Source organism: Rhodovulum viride (assembly GCF_003265965.1).
Lineage (GTDB): Bacteria > Pseudomonadota > Alphaproteobacteria > Rhodobacterales > Rhodobacteraceae > Rhodovulum > Rhodovulum kholense.
In genome coordinates this window covers 1-18,699 of sequence record NZ_MUAV01000010.1, presented here as the reverse complement: position 1 = coordinate 18,699, position 18,699 = coordinate 1, and the positions used below count along the sequence as shown (strand labels likewise).

Annotated in this window: 17 protein-coding genes; 9 read left to right on the top strand and 8 right to left on the bottom strand. The window is 66.5% G+C overall.

What is annotated here, in order from left to right; all coding sequences use genetic code 11:
• Positions 1-9: 9 nt before the first annotated feature.
• From BYZ73_RS10180 to BYZ73_RS10170, 3 genes are all read right to left on the bottom strand, one after another.
• Entirely contained in the window at positions 10-495 is a 486-nt protein-coding gene (locus BYZ73_RS10180) for a hypothetical protein (RefSeq protein ID WP_112315864.1), read from the bottom strand.
• A gap of 21 nt (positions 496-516) precedes the next feature.
• A complete protein-coding gene (thpR, locus tag BYZ73_RS10175) occupies positions 517-1,083 on the bottom strand; it encodes an RNA 2',3'-cyclic phosphodiesterase (RefSeq protein WP_112315863.1) in 567 nt (188 codons plus the stop codon).
• Positions 1,084-1,403: 320 nt separating this feature from the next.
• The gene (locus tag BYZ73_RS10170; RefSeq protein ID WP_112315862.1) at positions 1,404-1,928 is read right to left on the bottom strand and encodes a glutathione peroxidase; all 525 of its coding nucleotides are present in this window, start codon (positions 1,926-1,928) and stop codon (positions 1,404-1,406) included.
• A 129-nt stretch (positions 1,929-2,057) separates the two neighbouring features.
• Here BYZ73_RS10170 and BYZ73_RS10165 point away from each other — a divergent pair, with 129 nt between their 5' ends.
• The 4 genes from BYZ73_RS10165 (at position 2,058) to ptsP (ending at position 6,749) form a co-directional block, all read left to right on the top strand.
• Entirely contained in the window at positions 2,058-2,510 is a 453-nt protein-coding gene (locus tag BYZ73_RS10165; RefSeq protein ID WP_108026526.1) for a DUF1178 family protein, read from the top strand.
• 11 nt (positions 2,511-2,521) lie between these two features.
• Positions 2,522-3,187, top strand: coding sequence for an SDR family oxidoreductase (locus BYZ73_RS10160; RefSeq protein ID WP_112315861.1), 666 nt, complete (start codon positions 2,522-2,524; stop codon positions 3,185-3,187).
• Positions 3,188-3,255: 68 nt separating this feature from the next.
• The gene (locus BYZ73_RS10155; RefSeq protein ID WP_112315860.1) at positions 3,256-4,494 is read left to right on the top strand and encodes an aspartate kinase; all 1,239 of its coding nucleotides are present in this window, start codon (positions 3,256-3,258) and stop codon (positions 4,492-4,494) included.
• 11 nt (positions 4,495-4,505) lie between these two features.
• Positions 4,506-6,749 (top strand): phosphoenolpyruvate--protein phosphotransferase, encoded by a 2,244-nt coding sequence (gene ptsP, locus BYZ73_RS10150; protein WP_112315859.1) that lies wholly within the window; start codon positions 4,506-4,508, stop codon positions 6,747-6,749.
• A gap of 300 nt (positions 6,750-7,049) precedes the next feature.
• Here ptsP and BYZ73_RS10145 read toward each other — a convergent pair whose 3' ends face one another.
• From BYZ73_RS10145 to BYZ73_RS10125, 5 genes are all read right to left on the bottom strand, one after another.
• Positions 7,050-8,261 carry a FliM/FliN family flagellar motor switch protein gene (locus BYZ73_RS10145; protein ID WP_112315858.1) on the bottom strand — a complete coding sequence of 404 codons (1,212 nt, stop codon included), beginning with the start codon at positions 8,259-8,261 and terminating at the stop codon, positions 7,050-7,052.
• A gap of 95 nt (positions 8,262-8,356) precedes the next feature.
• Positions 8,357-11,050, bottom strand: coding sequence for an ATP-binding protein (locus BYZ73_RS10140; protein ID WP_112315857.1), 2,694 nt, complete (start codon positions 11,048-11,050; stop codon positions 8,357-8,359).
• A complete protein-coding gene (locus BYZ73_RS10135) occupies positions 11,047-11,319 on the bottom strand; it encodes a hypothetical protein (protein WP_112315856.1) in 273 nt (90 codons plus the stop codon). The genes BYZ73_RS10140 and BYZ73_RS10135 overlap by 4 nt, the downstream gene beginning before the upstream one ends.
• A 1-nt stretch (position 11,320) precedes the next feature.
• Positions 11,321-11,689, bottom strand: coding sequence for a response regulator transcription factor (locus BYZ73_RS10130; RefSeq protein ID WP_112315855.1), 369 nt, complete (start codon positions 11,687-11,689; stop codon positions 11,321-11,323).
• An 89-nt stretch (positions 11,690-11,778) separates the two neighbouring features.
• The gene (locus tag BYZ73_RS10125) at positions 11,779-13,089 is read right to left on the bottom strand and encodes a helix-turn-helix transcriptional regulator (protein WP_112315854.1); all 1,311 of its coding nucleotides are present in this window, start codon (positions 13,087-13,089) and stop codon (positions 11,779-11,781) included.
• A 223-nt stretch (positions 13,090-13,312) separates the two neighbouring features.
• Here BYZ73_RS10125 and BYZ73_RS10120 point away from each other — a divergent pair, with 223 nt between their 5' ends.
• The 5 genes from BYZ73_RS10120 to BYZ73_RS10100 all read left to right on the top strand — a co-directional run bounded on the left by BYZ73_RS10120 (position 13,313) and on the right by BYZ73_RS10100 (position 18,556).
• On the top strand, positions 13,313-14,662 hold the full coding sequence (locus BYZ73_RS10120; RefSeq protein WP_112315952.1) for a substrate-binding protein: 1,350 nt from the start codon (positions 13,313-13,315) through the stop codon (positions 14,660-14,662).
• Positions 14,663-14,774: 112 nt separating this feature from the next.
• Entirely contained in the window at positions 14,775-15,806 is a 1,032-nt protein-coding gene (locus tag BYZ73_RS10115) for a branched-chain amino acid ABC transporter permease (protein WP_112315853.1), read from the top strand.
• Between the two features lie 4 nt (positions 15,807-15,810).
• Complete coding sequence (locus BYZ73_RS10110; RefSeq protein ID WP_112315852.1) at positions 15,811-17,022, top strand: branched-chain amino acid ABC transporter permease; 1,212 nt, start codon at positions 15,811-15,813, stop codon at positions 17,020-17,022.
• A gap of 12 nt (positions 17,023-17,034) precedes the next feature.
• Positions 17,035-17,790 carry an ABC transporter ATP-binding protein gene (locus BYZ73_RS10105; protein ID WP_075785075.1) on the top strand — a complete coding sequence of 252 codons (756 nt, stop codon included), beginning with the start codon at positions 17,035-17,037 and terminating at the stop codon, positions 17,788-17,790.
• A gap of 10 nt (positions 17,791-17,800) precedes the next feature.
• Complete coding sequence (locus BYZ73_RS10100) at positions 17,801-18,556, top strand: ABC transporter ATP-binding protein (protein ID WP_108026491.1); 756 nt, start codon at positions 17,801-17,803, stop codon at positions 18,554-18,556.
• Positions 18,557-18,699: the final 143 nt, after the last annotated feature.

Sequence of the window (18,699 nt, the reverse complement as noted above, 5' to 3'; positions counted from 1 at the left end):
ACCTGTCCGCTAGAGAAAGCTCACCAGCTCGTGCTCTGTCTCGCAGGACAGGCCGCAGGCGCCGGGCATGTAGATCGTCACGCTCCGCTCGTCGTGATATTCGGCGTCGGGACGGAAGAAGCACTTGTCATGCGCGTCGAAGAACCCGCCCAGCAACAGGCCCGCCTTGGGAAAGCACAGCTGTTCCTGGCAAAGCTGGGCGGCCCCCAGCCGGGTTTCCATCAGCCGCACGATGGCCTCGGGATCGGTGTCGAAGATGTTCGTTCCCTGAAACCTGACCCCCGCCACCTTGCGTCCGGCGATGATGCAATTCAGCCCTCCGGGACCGTATTCGCAGATTGGGACGGAAAGGCCACGATATTCCATGACCCGGCCGCGGCTGCCGCGATAGACATGCCCGGGCCTGCCAAGGCCCGGCTGCGCTTTCACGTCTTCGGGGGTCATCCCAAAGGACAATGACCCGAGCCCGTGCCCGGGGTGAACGGTCCAGAACATGTCTCCTCCCTTTTTACGGTATTATGGCTCAGGAAATGCAAGCTGCGAAGAGAATAACGCATATTGGGCCAATTCCGTGTGAACCGCCCCATTTCGCCCAAGCTCGGACCGATAAAGTCCGAAAGACTCGACCGGAAAGGGCCCGGCCCGAAAGTCCGAACCTGCAATCACGGCCCGTTCCAGTCGCCCCGGATCGCCCCGCCCCGGCCGCAGTGTGGCCAGCGTGACATGCGGGGAAAAGCGCCGCCGTTCCGGCGACGCGCCCGCGCGTCGCGCAGCCGTTTCCAGCCGCGCCTGCAAATGACAAAGCGCTACGCTTTCGGCCAGGCAGGCATGCAGATTGCGCGGTCGCGCCCCGCCGAAAAGCCCCAGCCCCGACAGCGTCAGATCGAACCGCTCGGCCCGGATTGCGGCAAAGGCCAGATGAACGTCCTCAAGCACCGGCTCGGGAAGTTCGCCAAGAAAAACAAGTGTGAGATGCAGGTTTTCCGGCGGCACCGGGCGCCCCGAAGGCAGCCCGGCCTGTAGCCGCATGAGGTTTTCGCGGATCTCTGGCGGCAAGGCGATTGCGGCAAAGGCGCGGATCATGCGAAGGCTCCGGGAACGGTCAAATCGACACTCGCGAAAGATGGCCTCCAAAGCGCCGCATTTCAACCCGCGCGCGTTTCTCAACCTGCCCGCGCCTATTACGATTTACCTTTCAGGGTCATGTGTTACAGGTCGAAACGGAATTTCTTCCCGATAACCGACGCAATCATGAAACCGTATTTAAAACCGCTCCAAACACCCCTGCAAAGACGGCACGCCGGAAGACCCAATCGACGACGGTGCGCTTCGCGCTCTGCGCCGCGCCTCGATTTCTGACAGTTTTACGACAGCCATTACGGCGGTCGGCCACCGTTTCGATCCTATTCCGGCAAAAGGCTTTCGATCCGCGCGATCAGCTTCGCCGATTTCGGCGTCGTGAACGCGCCATAGGTCGCGACCGGGCGGCCTTCGCCGTCCAGCAGCACCTTGTTGAAGTTCCAGCCGGGGGTGAACCCGTGCGCCTCTGCCATCCAGCGGTAGAAGGGATGCGCCTCGGGGCCCTTCACATGGGTGATCTCGGTCATCGGCAGGGTCAGCCCGAAATTGACCTCGCAGAACTCCTTCACCGCCGCCTCGTCGGCCAGTTCCTGTTTGAAATCATCCGAAGGCACCGCCAGCACCACCAGCCCGCGCGGGCCGTACCGGTCCTGAAGCGCCTGCAACCCGTCATATTGCGGGGTGAAGCCGCATTGCGAGGCGGTGTTGACCACCAGCACCGGCTGCCCATGAAAGGCCGCAAGATCGATCTCGCCACCGTCGATAGAGGCGAACCGAAAGCCGTCTGCCGCGCCCGGACCGGCGCACAGGAGAACAGCCGCGACAACCGGAAGTATGGTGGGGCGCATCAGGGATCATCCATGTGCTGTATTCGTGCGAAACTGCACCTATTCCGTCGCGCCCTCAGGTCAAGCGCGGCGTTGCAATCCCGGCCCGGGCGCATAAGTATCGCCCTGTCCTGCCAACAGGATTTTCGAATGATCCGCTATGCTCTCACCTGTGCCGACGGGCACCGCTTCGAAAGCTGGTTCCAGTCGGCCTCGGCCTTCGACACGCTGCTGTCCGGCGGCCATGTGACCTGTGCGGTCTGCGGCAATGGCACCGTCTCGAAGGCATTGATGGCGCCGAACGTCGCGACCGACCGGCCCGGGGCCGACCCCGCCCCACCCGAACGGACGCAATCGGCGCCGACGCTTTCGGCCCCGGCACACCCGGCCGAGCAGGCCCTGGCGGATCTGCGCAAACGCATCGAGGAAAAATCCGACTATGTCGGGCTTCGCTTCGTGCAGGAGGCGCGCGACATGCATGCCGGTCTCAGCCCCGAACGCCCGATCCATGGCGAAGCCCGCGCCGACGAGGCGCTGCGGCTGATCGAGGACGGGATCCCGGTCGCCCCCCTGCCCTTCCTGCCCCGCCGCAAGACCAATTGAAGGACCCCGCCATGACCCCCCTGATCACCGGCGCCAACCGGGGCATCGGCCTCGGACTGCTTCAGCTTTACGCCGAACGCGGCCTCGCACCCATCGGCACCGCCCGGACCGACGATCCGCCCCGGGTCGAGGGCGCGCGCTGGATGCCGCTCGATGTGACCGACCCCAAGGCGCAGCGCGGGCTGGCCGAAAGCCTGGGCGACGCCGCGCTCGACCTTCTGGTCTGCAACGCGGGCGCCTTTCTCGACCGCAACCAGACGCCGGACGACGGCTATCCGCCCGAGATGTGGGCGCAGATGTTTGCCACCAACGTGACCGGCGTCTTCCTGACCGTGCAGGCGATGCTGCCCCTGCTGAACCGGTCGGACCGGCCGCGGATCGCCATCATCTCGTCGCAGATGGCCTCGGACGAACGTGCGCCCGGCGGGTCCTATATCTATCGCGCCTCGAAGGCGGCCGCGCTCAATCTCGGGCGCAACCTCGCCGCCGACCTGAAACCGCGCGGCATCGCCGTCGGAATCTACCATCCCGGATGGGTGCGCACCGACATGGGCGGCGAAGGCGGTGATATCTCGGCCGATGAAGCGGCAGAGGGGCTGGCCGCCCGGTTCGAGGCGCTGAGCCTCGAGACGACCGGCTGTTTCGAGACCTGGGACGGGCGCCCCCATCCCTATTGATCTTGCCCTCCGGCGCGCCTTCCCATAGAGCATCCCGGAACGAAAGCGCAGGGACGAGACGGGCGACGATGCCGGTTCTGGTGATGAAATTCGGGGGCACCTCGGTGGCCGATCTCGCGCGGATCAGGAATGCCGCCGAGAAGGTCAAACGCGAGGTCGAGCGGGGCTATGACGTGATCGTCGTGGTCTCGGCCATGTCCGGCAAGACGAACGAGCTGGTCGGCTGGGTCGAACAGACCTCGCCGCTGTTCGACGCACGCGAATACGATGCCGTCGTGAGTTCCGGCGAGAACGTGACCGCCGGGCTGATGGCGCTGACGCTTCAGGAAATGGACGTGCCCGCGCGCAGCTGGCAGGGCTGGCAGGTGCCGCTGAAAACCAGCTCGGCCCATTCGGCGGCGCGAATCGAGGCCATTCCGCGCGACAATATCGACCAGAAATTCGCCGAGGGCATGAAGGTCGCCGTGGTCGCGGGCTTTCAGGGCATCAGCCCCGAGGGCCGCATCACCACGCTGGGCCGGGGCGGGTCGGACACCACGGCCGTGGCCTTCGCCGCCGCCTTCGACGCCGCGCGCTGCGACATCTACACCGATGTCGACGGGGTCTACACCACCGACCCGCGGATCGAGGACAAGGCGCGCAAGCTCGACCGTATCGCCTTCGAAGAGATGCTGGAACTCGCGAGCCTCGGCGCCAAGGTACTGCAGACCCGCTCGGTCGAGCTGGCGATGCGCTACAAGGTGAAATTGCGGGTGCTTTCCAGTTTCGAGGACACCGACGAAAACTCGGGCACGCTCGTCTGCGACGAGGAGGATATTGTGGAACAGAACGTGGTTTCCGGCGTCGCCTATTCGCGCGACGAGGCCAAGATGACGCTGATCTCGGTGGCCGACCGCCCCGGCATCGCCGCCGCGATCTTCGGGCCGCTGGCCAAGGCGGGCGTCAATGTCGACATGATCGTGCAGAACATCTCGGAAGAGGGGCGCACCGACATGACCTTCTCTTGTCCGGTCAATCAGGTCGCTCGCGCCCGCGAGGCCATGAACAAGACCAAGGACGCGGGCGAGGTCAATTTCCGCGAGCTGGTGGCCGATACCGATGTCGCCAAGGTGTCGGTCGTGGGCATCGGGATGCGCAGCCATGCGGGCGTCGCCTCGACCATGTTCGATGCGCTCGCCGCCGAAGGAATAAACATCCGGGTCATTACAACTTCCGAGATTAAAATTTCCGTCCTGATCGACCGGAAATATATGGAACTTGCCGTGCAAGCTCTCCATGATGCGTTCAAATTGGAAAACGCAGGCTAATACGGGGGCAAATGCCCGACCCGACTGAAAGCGCAAGCCGTAGGCTGCTTGTTCGCCTGCGCGAAACCCTCGCCGAGCCGGCGGCGGGCCAGGAACGGCTTGACCGGATCACGGCGCTGATCGCCGAGCAGATGGGTACCCATGTCTGCTCGATCTATCTGTTTCGCGATGCCGACACCCTGGAACTGTGCGCCACCGAGGGCCTGAAACCCGAATCGGTGCACCAGACCCGGCTGCGCGTCGGCGAGGGTCTGGTGGGCCGCGTCGCCAAGACCGCCCGCCCGATCAACACCGGCAACGCGCCCCAGGAACGCGGCTTTCGCTACATGCCCGAGACCGGCGAGGAAATCTTCTCGGCCTTCCTCGGCGTGCCGATCCAGCGGCTGGGCGAACGGCTGGGCGTGCTGGTCGTGCAGTCGAAGGAAGCCCGGCAATATTCCGACGACGAAGTCTATGCGCTGGAAGTCGTGGCCATGGTGCTGGCCGAGATGACCGAGCTTGGCGCCTTCGTCGGCGAGGGCGAGGCGCTGGCCGCGCTGCACCAGCGCCCGGTGATGTTCCAGGGCACGGTCGGTCAGGAGGGCGTGGCGGTCGGCCATGTCTGGCTGCACGAGCCGCGCGTCGTCATCGCCAACCCCATCGCCGACGACTTCGAGACCGAGATGCGGCGCCTGCACGAGGCCGTAGACCGGCTGCGCGTCACCGTTGACGAAATGCTGAACGCGGCGCCCAGCGGCGACAAGGACCAGCTGCAGGTGCTGGAAGCCTACCGGATGTTCGCCAATTCCCGCGGCTGGAAGCGGCGGATGGAGGAAGACATCGCCCGCGGCCTGTCGGCCGAGGCGGCAGTGGAAAAGGAACAGTCGGCCGCGCGCGCACGGATGCAGACCGTGCCCGACCCCTATCTGCGCGAGCGGCTGCACGATCTCGACGACCTGTCGAACCGGCTGTTGCGCATCCTGACCGGCCAGGGCGAACATACCGGCGCCGAGCGCCCCGCCGACCCGATCCTGATCGCGCGCAATATCGGGCCGGGCGAATTGCTGGATTACGGCCGGTCGCTGCGCGGCGTGGTGCTGGAAGAGGGCTCGGTCGGCAGCCATGCCGCCGTCGTCGCCCGCGCGCTGGCGATCCCGCTGATCGTCAATGCCCAGCGGATCACCACCGAGGCGCTGAACGGCGACCCGATCCTCGTCGATGGCGAACAGGGCATCGTGCATCTGCGGCCCGAGGAAACCGTCGCGACCGCCTTCAACGACAAGATCGCGATGCAGGCCAAGGCGCAGCAGCGCTATGCCACGATCCGCAAGGAACCGGCGCTGACGCTGTGCGGCCAGCGGATCGCGCTGCACATGAATGCGGGCCTGATGGCCGACCTGCCCTCGCTGGAAAGTTCGGGCGCCGAGGGCGTGGGCCTCTTCCGCACCGAATTGCAGTTTCTCGTCCGCTCGAAGGTGCCGAAGCGCAGCGAGGTCGCGGCGCTTTATGCCCGGGTGATGGATGCGGCCGAGGACAAGCGCGTGGTGTTTCGCACGCTCGACATCGGGTCGGACAAGGTGCTGTCCTACATGAAGCCGCAGGACGAACCGAACCCCGCGCTTGGCTGGCGCGCGATCCGGGTGGGGCTCGACCGGCCCGGCGTGCTGCGGATGCAGCTGCAGGCGCTGATCCGGGCCGCGAACGGGCGGCCGCTGGCGGTGATGTTCCCCTTCGTCGCGCAGCTCGAAGAATTCCGCATCGCGCGCGACCACCTGATGTGCGAGATCGACCGCGAGGGGCGGCTGGGACGCCCGCTGCCCGAAAAGGTCGAGATCGGCGCGATGCTGGAAACGCCCTCGATGGCGTTCTCTCCCCGGCAATTCTACGAAGAGGCCGACTTCATCTCGATCGGCGGCAACGACCTGAAACAGTTCTTCTTCGCCGCCGACCGCGAGAACGAGCGGGTGCGGCGCCGGTACGACACGCTGAATGTGAGCTTCCTGAGCTTCCTCGAGCAGATCGTGAAGCGCTGCGAAGATACCGGCACACCGCTGTCCTTCTGCGGCGAGGATGCGGGCCGGCCGGTCGAGGCGCTGTGTTTCGCGGCCATCGGCCTGCGGTCGCTGTCGATGCGCCCGGCCTCGATTGGCCCGGTCAAGCACATGCTGAGGCGCAGCAACCTGGCCGAGGCCCGCGCGGTGATCGACACGGCGCGCGCCAGCGGGGCGCAATCGGTCCGCCCGGCGATCATGGACTGGCTGAGACGCCGCGACTGATCCGGACCGCTCAAGGGATCGCCCCCCGGCCCCGCGCCGACGGGACGCTACCGATACACCGGCACCGGCATGGACGGGCCTCTTCGGGCGGTCGAGATCGCGCGGAGCGCATTCGGAGCTCGCGCGGTGGGCGACCCGGGACAGTGATGGCCGTCGCGGCAGGGCAATCCGACGCCGTTACCGCTGACGGACGCTGCGCGCCGCTGGCCAGGCGCGCGCACGGGGCAATCCGGGCCGGTTCGGAGACGCGCGCGGCACTTCCGATCGCTTCGGAGGCATCGCCGGAGACCAAAGCGCGATCTAGGCCGAAGCGGCGGGGAATTCCTCGGACAGATCGAGCGGCGCCGAACCGAACCCGCTCAGGTCGAGGTCGTTCTGCAGCGCGTTTTCCAGATCGCTGTCGAGCCCGCCCGGGTCGAACGGGAACTCTTCGCCGCCGGGGTCGAACCCACCGGCGGGGAACCCCTCGGCCGCAAAGTCGAGCCCGCCCTCTTCGGCCGCCTCGCCGAAGGGAAAGCCGCCATCCTCCATCGGCAGGTCGGACCCGATCTGCAGCGGATCGGCCCCGGGCAGACCCGCGCCCAATCCGCCCTGGTCCAGCATGCCGCCCCCGAAGCCCGGATCGTCCGCCGCACCGGCCTCGCTGTCGAGCTTGATCGCGCGGTCGCCATGGGCCTGACCGAGCCGCCCACCCGCGATCACCACGCCCCCCGGCCCTTCAAGCTGCACCGCGCCCAGCGCCGCAGCGGGCAGCGACAGCAGAGCACCGGGCTTGAGCCGCGCAACCCCGGCCGCCGACATCCGGGTCCGCCAGAGCACCGCGTTCAGCGACAACTCGGCCCCCAGCACCCCGGCGCGCAGCGCCTCGGGCCAGGGCCGCGCGATCTTTTCGGCCGCCTTCGGCCGCGCCATCGGCGCCGCCTCGGGCAAGGCGATGATCAGGCCGCCGCTGCGCCCGCGCCCGGCCAACAGTTTCAGCCGGTACAGTCGGTAGCGCCCGGCCGCCATGAGCAAGGGCACATGACGCGGGTCGTCGATCCGCGCGCCCTGGGCAAAGCCGCTGGCCCAGTCGGCGCCGCTGGCCTCTTTCATGGCGCGCGCGAAACGGGTCAGGATCGGGTCGGTCAGGTCGGCCAGCACCGCAGCGTCGGTCGCGGTCAGGGCCCGCGCGGGCGGCGCGGTTTCGGACAGGAAGCCCACCAGCCGCCATTCCAGAAGCGCCATCGCCAGATCGGCGGAATAGACCACGAGGCCAAGCCGCCCGTCGGGGCCGCGCAGCAGGATCGCCAGCGAGTCGTCGGTCACTTCGGCCTCGATCTCCGGCAAGCCGGTCCGTTCGGCCTTGCATTCCTCGACCAGGGCGGTCAGCCCGAAGGACTCGCGCGTGGCGCGTGCCGTTTCGAGCCGGAGTGCTGCGACCCCATCGCTGCCGCCGCCCCGCGCCCCGCCAAGCGACACCCGGTCTTCACCGAGGATTCGCCGCAGGATTGCCTGATGTCCGTTCTCTGCCATGTCGCGCCCGTTCTCGATCGCCGTTCCCGAAGGGTTCTTCCCGGTGATAGACCGCTCAAGGTTTAGAAAGGGTTGCCTCTAAAATGCGACCGATTTCAGGCCGCCTCGGCACAGCGGCTCGGAAGCGTCACGCGGAAGGCCGCCCCGCCCCGCCCCGGCAGATAGACGATGGACCCGCCGAGCCGCACCATGATCTCGCGGCAGATCGCAAGCCCCAGCCCCGCGCCGCCCGCCTTGCGCGGATCGGACAGGCGCGAGAATTTCTCGAAGATGATCGACTGGCTGCGATCAGGGATGCCGCTGCCATTGTCGACGAAATCGACCGCTACGCGGCCCTCGGCCTCGGTCACCGAAATGGTCAGGACCGGATCGGCGGCATCGCAGTATTTCTGCGCATTCGACACGAGGTTGATGAAGACCTGGCTCAGCCGGTCGCCATCGGTGACCAGATCTACCCGCTCGGCCGCCGGATCGCGGCGGATCGCCATCGGCGCCCGGCCCGACCGCCCCCCGGCCGCCGCGACAGACCGGTCCAAGAGATCGGACAGGCTGACTGGCTGCGGATGCAGCGACACCTGGCCGTTCTCCAGCACCGACAGATCCAGCAGATCGTCAAGCAGCCGCGTCAGCCGCATGCTTTCCTGATGGATGATCCGCGAGTAGTCGGCCAGACGCTCGGGCGGCAGCGCATCGTCTTCCATCAGGATCTCGGAAAAGGCCCGGATCGAGGTCATCGGCGTGCGCAGCTCGTGGCTGATCTGGCTGAGAAAGGCATCCTTCTGCACAGAAAGCTCGGTCAGCTTCTCGTTGACCTCGCGCAGCTGCCGCGCGGTGCGGGCCAGCTCCTCGGACTTGGCTTCGAGCTGGCTGGAATATTCCATCATCTGTGCGGTTTCGTCGGCGACCTTCATCAGATCCTCGACAGAGACCGACGACCGCCCGACGATCTGGCCGACCATGGCATGGGCCGTGGCCGCCCCCACCGACCCGGCCAGCTTGCGTTCCAGCCCGCGCAGGAATTCGGGGGTCGTGTCGGGCAGATAGCCCTGCTTGCCCTGATCGGCCGCGGCGCGCTGGAACAGCCTTTGCGCATCGTCCGCGCCAAGGATGCGTTGCGCCATCAACAGCAGGTCCTCGGCCTCGGCGCGGCCCTGGCTCCAGCCCTGCCCGGCGGGCGAATGGTCGAACACGTTGACGAACTGCGCCGCCTGCAGCCGCTCCATGGGCCCGGGGAAATCCAGCAGCGACACCAGCGTGAAGGCCAGCGCATTGGCGCCCATCGAGAACACCACCGCATGGACCAGCGGATCGAGCGCGTCGAGCCCGAAAAGCCCCTGCGGCCGCAGCCAGCCGATGCCCCAGGGGCCGTCGGCCAGAAGGCCCGCGCTCATCACCGCGCCCTCGCCGAAGCTGGGCAGGAACAGTGTGTAGGCCCAAAGCGAAAACCCGACGGTCAGCCCGGCCAGCGCCCCGGCGCGGGTCGCGCCGCGCCACAGGATCCCGCCCAGAAGCGCGGGCAGCACCTGGGCCACGCCCGCAAACGAGATCAGCCCGATCTCGGCCAGCGCCTCGCTGCCGCCGGTCAGCCGGTAGTAAAGATAGCCCAGCAGCAGCACCCCCCCGATCGAGAGCCGCCGCGCGCGCAGCACCAGCGTGCGCACATCGCCCGACATGGTGGCGCCCGACCGTGTCCAGTGCAGGAAAAGCGGCATGACGATATGGTTCGAGACCATGGTCGACAGCGCGATGGCGGCCACGATCACCATCGAGGTGGCCGACGAGAACCCGCCCAGGAAGGCCAGCGTCGCCAGCCCGTCCCGGCCCTGCGCCAGCGGCAGGGTCAGAACGAAAAGATCGGGATTGGCACCGGGCGGCATCTCGGCCAGCCCGATCGCGGCGATGGGCACCACGAAGAGGCTCATCAGGAAGACATAGCCCGGAAAGGCCCAGGCGGCGGTCGCCAGATGGCGTTCGTCCTCGTTCTCGACCACCAGCACCTGGAACATCCGGGGCAACGTCAGGATCGCGGCGCCCGCAAGGAAGGTCAGCCCGATCCAGCGTCCCGGCGCCACCGGCATGCCCGCCAGCGGCGAGGCCTCGATCCGGTCCAGCGTCGCCTGCGCGCCGCCGCCGATGCCCCAGACCACGAAGAGGCCGACCGCCAGCAGCGCGATCAGTTTGACCACCGCCTCGACCGCGATGGCGGTGACGACGCCGTGATGGCGTTCGTTGGCATCGAGATTGCGGGTGCCGAAGAAGACGGTGAAGACCGCAAGCCCGATGGCGACGCTGAAGGCCGCGGCGTTCAGGTCGACCAGCTGCCACGGCCCCGGCGCACCGGCGGCGGCAAAGACCGCGAAGGACAGCGTCACCGATTGCAGCTGCAGTGCGATATAGGGCGTCGTGCCCACGACCGCGATCAGGGTGACGATCACCCCCAGCATGTTCGACTTGCCGTAGCGCGACGAGATCAGGTCGGCGATCGAGGTGATCCGCTGGGTCTTGCCGATCCGCACCAGCTTTCTAAGCGTCCACCACCAGCCGATCAGCACCAGCGTCGGCCCCAGATAGATGGTGACGAATTCCAGCCCCGAGCGCGCCGCGTAGCCGACCGCACCGTAGAAGGTCCAGGCGGTGCAGTAGACCGACAGCGACAGCGTGTAGACCAGCGGCGAGCGCAGCCAGGCATTGCTGCCGCGCCTGCCGCCGCGCTCGGCCAGGAAGGCCACGCCGAAGAGGATCGCCACATAGAAAAGACAGATCGCGACGAGCATGTCGAAGGCGATCATGACACCTCCTCGGGCGGTTCGGCGGCGGGCTCCGCGCCCTCGGACGGGGCCGCGCGCGCAAGCCGGGCAGACACGAAGGCCGAGGCGAGGATCAGCCCGAACCAGGCGCTGAACAGATAGATCAGCATGCCCGACCCGAGCCCGTCGCGGGCATCGAGCGCGGGCACCAGGAACAGCGCCGCCCCCAGCACCGGCAACAGCCGCGCCATGTCCGCGAGCCGCCGCCGCCGATACCCCTCGCGGGCCAGGAACAGCGGCGCGCGGGCCATCTCAGACGCCCGTCAGTTCCCGCACCGAGGCCAGAACCTCGGTGTTCGAGAAGGGCTTGGCCATGAAGCGGCTCGCCCCCATGCGTTCGGCCAGATCGCGGTCCTTGACCTGCCCCTTGGCGGTCAGCATCAGCACCGGCAACCCGCCAAGCCCGGCATCGGCGCGAATGTCGCGCAGGATGTCGAAGCCCGACCGGCCGGGCAGCATCACGTCGAGAATGACGATATCGGGCCGGGTCTCGGCGACCCGGTCGAAGGCCGTGGTGCCGTCGGCATGGGTGTCGACGCGCCAGCCGTCGCGGGCGAGGATGAACCGGATCGCCTCGATGATGTTCGGTTCGTCCTCGATCAGCAGGACACGCTTGTCCATCCCCGGTCTCTCCCCTCCCCGTGCGGGCGTTCGTGCCCCGCTTGTCTGTCGACTATCATCCCAAAGCCTGTCCCTGTCAAAACCCGACATCAGAAGCCGTCGGCCAGGATCGAGGGCTCGCGCCGCGCGACGCAGCCGCGGCGCGGGCAGATCCGGCAGGAGGTGCCGACCGGCTGCGCCGCCATCCGCGGCAGGGCAACGGTGCCCTCGGGCAGGATCAGCATCGCCGCCTCCAGCACCTGCGGCCCGTCGAATCCCGCCGCCAGAACCGGCTGGCAGATCGCATAGGTCAGGAAGCGTTGCGGCGTCGCGCCGCCCAGCTCGACCACCGCGCGGACCGGCGCCATCGGCCGCGACAGCGCCTGATAAAGCGGCCAGAGCGGACAGGCCGCGCCGAAGCGGGGCAGCGAAAACCCCTCGACCGGCTTGCGGAAGGTCAGCGTGCCCGAGCCGTCGCAGGCCACCAGCCCCACGGGCCCGCCCGCGCGATCCTCGGGCAGCGCGGCCAGCCGCCGGAACGCCGCCCCCGGATCGACCCCGAAAGCCTGGGCCAGCGCGCCCGGGTCGAGTGCCGCCCCCCGCGCCGCCTCGGAAAACCGCTGAAGCGGCATCAGCTCGGCATCGCGCCGGTAGCGTTTCAGATGCGCCAGCGCCAGTTCCCGCGCGGGCCCCGAGGTCAGCTCGCGCGCCTCGGCCACGATCCGCGCCGGATCGGGGGGCAGGCTGCGTTCCAGTTCCGGCAGATGCCAGTCGCGGGCGCGCAGGAAGGCCTCGACCTCCTCCTGCGGCGAGGATTGAACGCCCGGATCTTCAGTGCCCTCGTCGAGATAGGCGACGAGCGCCTGCGCACCCTCGGCCAGACGGCGGCTGTCATCGCTGAGGTTGCGGTGAAAGCGGCGCTGCCAGTCGGGGTCGATATCCTCGGTATCGGCCAGGATCGCCGCGGTCGAGCGGATCGCGGTCACGGCCGAGATCACCTCGTGCAGCGAGGCCGACAGGAACGGGTCATGGGTCATGCGGTCGGTCAGCATCTCGACCGTGCGTTCGAGCTCGCGCACGCGGCGGTGCCTCTCGGCGATCAGCCCGGCCCAGCCCGGAAACCGGCCCGCGAATTCCTCGAGCCGCGGCAGGTCGGCCTCGGCCTCGCCATGGCCCGCGGCGGCCTCGCGCAGGGTATCGATCAGGGCGGCGCCCGCGCCCTCGGTCAGCGCCGAGGCCTCGACGCCCAGGTTGCGGGCCAGCTCGACCAGAAGCTTTCCGCCGATTCTGCGACGATTGTGCTCGATGAGATTCAGATAGGACGGGGATATTCCGGCGAGACGGGCCAGATCGGCCTGCCGCATGCCGATCATCGTGCGGCGTTCGCGAATCCGGGTGCCGGTCAGCGCGCTGCGGGGCATCGCGATTTCCTGTTGCCCGACAAGGGCTTTCTGCACCTGCAAGACAATTAATTGACTCCCCTCCCAAGGCCCCTGTGTAATTGTTTACAAAAAAATCCTGCGGGGAAAAGCAGTTGTTGCCTTATTTTCGCGACACCCCCGATACTGAATGTGCTTTGTAAAGCGCTGGGCTCCGGCAAGAGGAGGCAGGGGCCCGACATTCAAGCATCACGGGAGGATGCCCATGACGAAATCGACCCTGACACGCCGCGGCGTGATCAAGACAGGTGCGTATGCCGGCGCCGGACTGGCGCTGCCCACCATCTTCACCTCGCGGGCCCGGGCCTTCACCAACGCCCCGAGCGGAAACACCGTCACCTTCGGCTTCAACGTGCCGCAGACCGGCCCCTATGCAGACGAGGGGCTCGACGAGCTGCGCGCCCAGGAACTGGCCGTCGAACATCTGAACGGCATGGGCGATGGCGGAATGCTGAACACGTTCAGCTCGAAGGCGCTGGACGGCACCGGCATCCTCGGCAAGCAGGTCGAATACGTGACCGGCGACACCCAGACCAAGTCGGACGCCGCCCGCGCCTCGGCCAAGGCGATGATCGAGAAGGACGGCGTCGTCATGATCAACGGCGGTTCGTCCTCGGGCGTCGCCGTCGCCGTGCAGGGCCTCTGCCAGGAAGCCGGCATCATCTTCATGGCGGGTCTCACCCATTCCAACGACACCACCGGCAAGGACCGCAAGAAGAACGGCTTTCGCCACTTCTTCAACGCCTACATGTCGGGCGCGGCGCTCACGCCGGTGCTGGAAAAGGCCTATGGCACCGACCGGCGCGCCTATCATTTGACCGCCGATTACACCTGGGGCTACACCCAGCAGGAATCGATCCAGGCCTCGACCGAGGCGATCGGCTGGCAGACCGTCAACAACGTGCTGACGCCGGTCGGCGCGGGCGATTTCTCGTCCTATATCGCGCCGGTGCTGAACTCGGGCGCCGATGTGCTGGTCCTGAACCATTACGGCGGCGACATGATCAACTCGATCACCCAGGCGGTGCAGTTCGGCCTGCGCGACAAGCAGGTCAACGGCAAGCAGTTCGAGATCGTCGTGCCGCTTTATTCCGAACTGATGGCCGAGGGCGCGGGCGACAACATCAAGGGCGTCTACGGCTCGATGAACTGGAACTGGCAGCTGTCCGATCCGGGCACCAAGGCCTTCGTCAAGTCCTTCGGCGAGAAATACGGCCGTCCGCCGTCGAACTCGGCCCATACCTGCTACGTGCAGACGCTGCTTTACGCGGATGCCGTGGCGCGGGCGGGGTCGTTCGACCCTTGCGCTGTGGCCGAGGCGCTGGAAGGCTTCGAATTCGACGGCATGGGCAACGGTCCCGTCCTCTACCGCGCCGAGGATCACCAGTGCTTCAAGGACGTGCTGGTCATGAAGGGCAAGGAAAACCCGTCGACCAAGTACGACATCCTCGAGATCGTCGAGGTCACCCCGGTCGATCACGTCACCTATCCGCCGGATCACCCGATGTTCGGCGGCGCCGAGGCGACCCTCGGCCAGTGCAACAACGGCGCCTGAGCGCCCGCCCCCTTGCCTGACATACTACCGGCCGGGCCGCGCCCTTCGCGCGTGGTCCGGACCGCGCCCCGGACCCGGCGGGTCCGACGCTCCCTCAATCACGGATGGGACCATGGACGCCATTATCCTTCAAATCCTGAACGGGCTCGACAAGGGCTCGGCCTATGCGCTGATCGCGCTGGGGCTTACGCTGATCTTCGGCACGCTGGGGGTCGTCAACTTCGCCCATGGCGCGCTGTTCATGATCGGCGCCTTCTGCGCCGTGACGATGCAGCGCCTGCTGAGCCTGTCCTATGAAGAGATCGACCCGACCCGCACCGACTTTCTGGGCAATCCGCTGAAGGTCGAGGTGCCCTATGTCAAACACTGGTTCGGCCCCGATCTGGGGGGCGCAATCGTCGACTGGTCGGTGCCGCTGGGCATCCTGCTGGCCATTCCGGTGATGATCGGGCTCGGCTTTGCGATGGAGCGCGGGCTGATCAAGCATTTCTACAAGCGGCCCCATGCCGACCAGATCCTGGTGACCTTCGGGCTGGCCATCGTGCTGCAGGAGATCATCAAGTATTTCTTCGGCGCCAATCCGATCCAGACCGGCGCGCCCTCGGCCTTTTCCGGCAGCTTCGATTTCGGCACGCTGCTGGGCTTCGATCCCAACGTGATCATCTATCCCTACTGGCGGATGGTCTATTTCCTGTTCTCGCTGGTGATCATCGGCGGCGTCTTCGCCTTTTTGCAATTCACCACCTTCGGCATGGTCGTGCGCGCGGGCATGGCCGACCGCGAGACGGTGGGCCTGCTGGGCATCGACATCGACCGCCGCTTTACCCTGATGTTCGGGCTCGCGGCCGCCGTGGCGGGGCTGGCGGGCGTGATGTACACGCCGATCCTCGCGCCGAATTATCACATGGGGATGGATTTCCTCGTGCTCAGCTTCGTCGTCGTCGTCGTCGGCGGCATGGGCTCGCTGCCCGGCGCGGTGCTGGCCGGGTTCCTGCTGGGCATCCTGCAGAGCTTTGCCTCGATGAACGAGGTCAAAAGCCTGATCCCCGGCATCGACCAGGTGATCATCTACCTCGTGGCAATCGTGATCCTGCTGACCCGCCCGCGCGGGCTGATGGGCCGCAAGGGCGTGATGGAGGACTGACCCAATGTTCGGACTGAGTGCCAGAGATACCCGTTTCCTGCTGATCGTGATCGCGCTGACCCTGCTGACCCCGATCCTTCTGCAACCCTTCCCTGAAGGCTCGAGCCTTGCACAGTTCAACGCGGGCTATCCCGACCTGATGCAGAAATTCGCGATCTTCGGGATCTTCGCCATCGGCTTCAACATCCTGTTCGGGCTGACCGGATACCTGTCCTTCGGCCATGCCGCCTTCCTGGGGGTGGGCTCATATACAGTCGTCTGGATGTACAAGCTGCTGGGCTACAACGTGTTGCCGGGGCTTTTGCTGTCGGTGGTGATCTCGGCCGCCTTCGCATTGCTGATCGGCTTCATCTCGCTCCGCCGCTCGGGCATCTATTTCTCGATCCTGACGCTGGCCTTCGCGCAGATGAGCTATAACCTCGCCTATTCGGTGCTGACGCCAATCACCAATGGCGAGACCGGGCTGCAGGTCTATGCCAGCGACCCGCAGATCCTGGCGGGCAGCGGCGCGCCGACCAGCCCGCATCTGTTCGGTCTGGTGATGCGCAGCTCGGCCCAGGTCGATCTGGGCGGCTGGGTCTTCACCTTCAACGTGGGCTATTATTTCTGCGCGGTGATGGCGATCCTGGCCTTCTATATCAGCCTCAGGATCTTCCGCTCGCCCTTCGGGATGATGCTGCGCGCGATCAAGACCAACCAGACGCGCATGAACTATACCGGGCTCAACTCGCGCCCCTATACGCTGGCGGCCTTCGTGATCTCGGGCATGTATGCCGGGCTTGCGGGCGGGCTGCTGGCGGCGATGGACCCGCTGGCGGGCGCCGAGCGGATGCAGTGGACCGCCTCGGGCGAGGTCGTGCTGATGACCATCCTCGGCGGCGCGGGCACCCTGATGGGACCGGTGCTGGGCGCGGGCTTCATCAAGTATTTCGAGAACATCTTCTCGAAGATCAACGACGGCATCCTGCATGGCTGGTTTGCCTTCCTGCCCGACGGGCTGGAAGATTTCATCGTCGCCTGCTTCCACCCCTTCGTGGGCAAGGGCTGGCACCTGACGCTGGGCATCCTGTTCATGCTGGTGGTGATCTTCCTGCCCGGCGGGCTGGTCGAGGGGATGCAGCGGATCTGGCGGCTGGTGCGGCGGCGCAAGTCCGGCGGCCCCAAGCGCAAGGATCCCGAACACCGCCCGGCCGCCGCCCCGCACATGGCCGAATGAGGAGAACGAGCGATGGGCATTCTTGAAGTCAAGGGCGTCAACAAGCGCTTCGGGGGCTTGCAGGCGCTGGGCGACGTCAACCTCTCGGTCGCCGAGAACACCGTGCATGCGATCATCGGGCCGAACGGCGCGGGCAAGTCGACGCTGCTGAACTGCCTCGTCGGCAAGCTGATCCCCGATACCGGATCGGTGATGTTCGACGGCCAGTCGGTGCTGGGGCGCAAGCCGCACGAGATCAACCAGCTGGGCATTTCCCGGGTGTTCCAGACGCCCGAGATCTTCGGCGATCTGACGGTCCTGGAAAACGTCCTGATCCCCTGTTTCGCCAAGCGCGACGGGGCGTTCCGGATGCATGCCTTCGAAACCGTGGCCCATGAAAGGGATATCGTGGCCCGGGCCGAACAGATGCTGGACGACGTCAACATGCTCGACAAGGCGGGCATGCAGGCCTCGAGCCTCTCGCGCGGCGACAAGCGGCGGCTGGAAATGGCGATGTGCCTCGTGCAGGAGCCCAAGCTTTTGCTGCTGGACGAACCCACCGCCGGGATGGCGCGGGCCGATACCAACAACACCATCGACCTGCTGAAGGACATCAAGGCCACGCGCAACATCACCATGGCGATCATCGAACATGACATGCATGTCGTGTTCAGCCTGGCCGACCGGATCACGGTTCTGGCCCAGGGAACGCCGCTGGTCGAGGACGTGCCCGAGAAGATCAAGGGCCATCCGAAGGTGCAGGAAGCCTATCTGGGCCAGGCGCATTGAGGGGGATCAGATGAACGTCAAACCCGACTTCAACAAGAACGCCAACCAGGCCGCCACGGCACCGGCCTTTCTGTCGGTCTACGATCTGCATGCCTATTACGGCGAAAGCTACATCGTGCAGGGCGTCAGCTTCAACGTCCACGAGGGCGAGATCCTGGCGCTGCTGGGCCGGAACGGCGCGGGCAAGACCTCGACCCTGCGCGCCATCGCCCGGCTGGCAAGCCCGCAGGTCACCTATGGCGAGATCTGGCTGGACCATGCGCCCCTGCACACGATGGCCGCGCATCAGGCCAGCGCGGCGGGCCTGGGGCTGGTGCCCGAGGACCGGCGGATCATTCCGGGCCTCACCGTCGAGGAAAACCTGCAACTTGCCCAGATCGTGCCGCCCGTGGGCTGGTCGCTCGAGCGGCTTTACGATCTGTTCCCCCGGCTCGGCGAACGCCGCAAACAGGAAGGCGTGACGCTCTCGGGCGGCGAACAGCAGATGCTGGCCATCGCCCGGGCGCTGGCACGCGACATCAAGGTGCTTCTTCTCGACGAACCCTATGAAGGGCTCGCCCCGGTGATTGTCGACGAAATCGAGAAAACGCTGGTTCATATCAAGGAACAGGGCATCACCACTGTCATTGTCGAACAGAACGCGATCCGGGCCTTGGAACTTTCCGACCGGGCCGTCATACTCGATACGGGCCAGATCGTTTTCGACGGCAGCGCCGCCGAGGTTCTGAAGAACGACGCCCTCAGGGCAGAATACCTGGCCATCTGAAATGGCGACCTGCCGACACAAGGCGGGCGCAGGAGAAGACGGTATTACTCCAGTCAGAGGGATCACGGAGATGACTGAGCATATCTACCCGCCGGATCCGGATTTTGTGTCCGGGGCTCATATTGACGCTGCGGCGTATGAGG

Bases quoted from the DNA above. Each gene is read 5' to 3' on its own strand.
- BYZ73_RS10135 (WP_112315856.1), bottom strand. From the start codon at position 11,319: ATGGCCCGCGCGCCGCTGTTCCTGGCCCGCGAGGGGTATCGGCGGCGG.
- BYZ73_RS10170 (WP_112315862.1), bottom strand. From the start codon at position 1,928: ATGCGCCCCACCATACTTCCGGTTGTCGCGGCTGTTCTCCTGTGCGCC.
- BYZ73_RS10110 (WP_112315852.1), top strand. From the start codon at position 15,811: ATGTTCGGACTGAGTGCCAGAGATACCCGTTTCCTGCTGATCGTGATC.
- BYZ73_RS10105 (WP_075785075.1), top strand. From the start codon at position 17,035: ATGGGCATTCTTGAAGTCAAGGGCGTCAACAAGCGCTTCGGGGGCTTG.
- BYZ73_RS10155 (WP_112315860.1), top strand. From the start codon at position 3,256: ATGCCGGTTCTGGTGATGAAATTCGGGGGCACCTCGGTGGCCGATCTC.
- BYZ73_RS10145 (WP_112315858.1), bottom strand. From the start codon at position 8,261: ATGGCAGAGAACGGACATCAGGCAATCCTGCGGCGAATCCTCGGTGAA.
- BYZ73_RS10125 (WP_112315854.1), bottom strand. From the start codon at position 13,089: ATGCCCCGCAGCGCGCTGACCGGCACCCGGATTCGCGAACGCCGCACG.
- BYZ73_RS10160 (WP_112315861.1), top strand. From the start codon at position 2,522: ATGACCCCCCTGATCACCGGCGCCAACCGGGGCATCGGCCTCGGACTG.
- BYZ73_RS10100 (WP_108026491.1), top strand. From the start codon at position 17,801: ATGAACGTCAAACCCGACTTCAACAAGAACGCCAACCAGGCCGCCACG.
- BYZ73_RS10180 (WP_112315864.1), bottom strand. From the start codon at position 495: ATGTTCTGGACCGTTCACCCCGGGCACGGGCTCGGGTCATTGTCCTTT.
- ptsP (WP_112315859.1), top strand. From the start codon at position 4,506: ATGCCCGACCCGACTGAAAGCGCAAGCCGTAGGCTGCTTGTTCGCCTG.
- BYZ73_RS10120 (WP_112315952.1), top strand. From the start codon at position 13,313: ATGACGAAATCGACCCTGACACGCCGCGGCGTGATCAAGACAGGTGCG.
- BYZ73_RS10165 (WP_108026526.1), top strand. From the start codon at position 2,058: ATGATCCGCTATGCTCTCACCTGTGCCGACGGGCACCGCTTCGAAAGC.
- BYZ73_RS10115 (WP_112315853.1), top strand. From the start codon at position 14,775: ATGGACGCCATTATCCTTCAAATCCTGAACGGGCTCGACAAGGGCTCG.
- BYZ73_RS10130 (WP_112315855.1), bottom strand. From the start codon at position 11,689: ATGGACAAGCGTGTCCTGCTGATCGAGGACGAACCGAACATCATCGAG.
- thpR (WP_112315863.1), bottom strand. From the start codon at position 1,083: ATGATCCGCGCCTTTGCCGCAATCGCCTTGCCGCCAGAGATCCGCGAA.
- BYZ73_RS10140 (WP_112315857.1), bottom strand. From the start codon at position 11,050: ATGATCGCCTTCGACATGCTCGTCGCGATCTGTCTTTTCTATGTGGCG.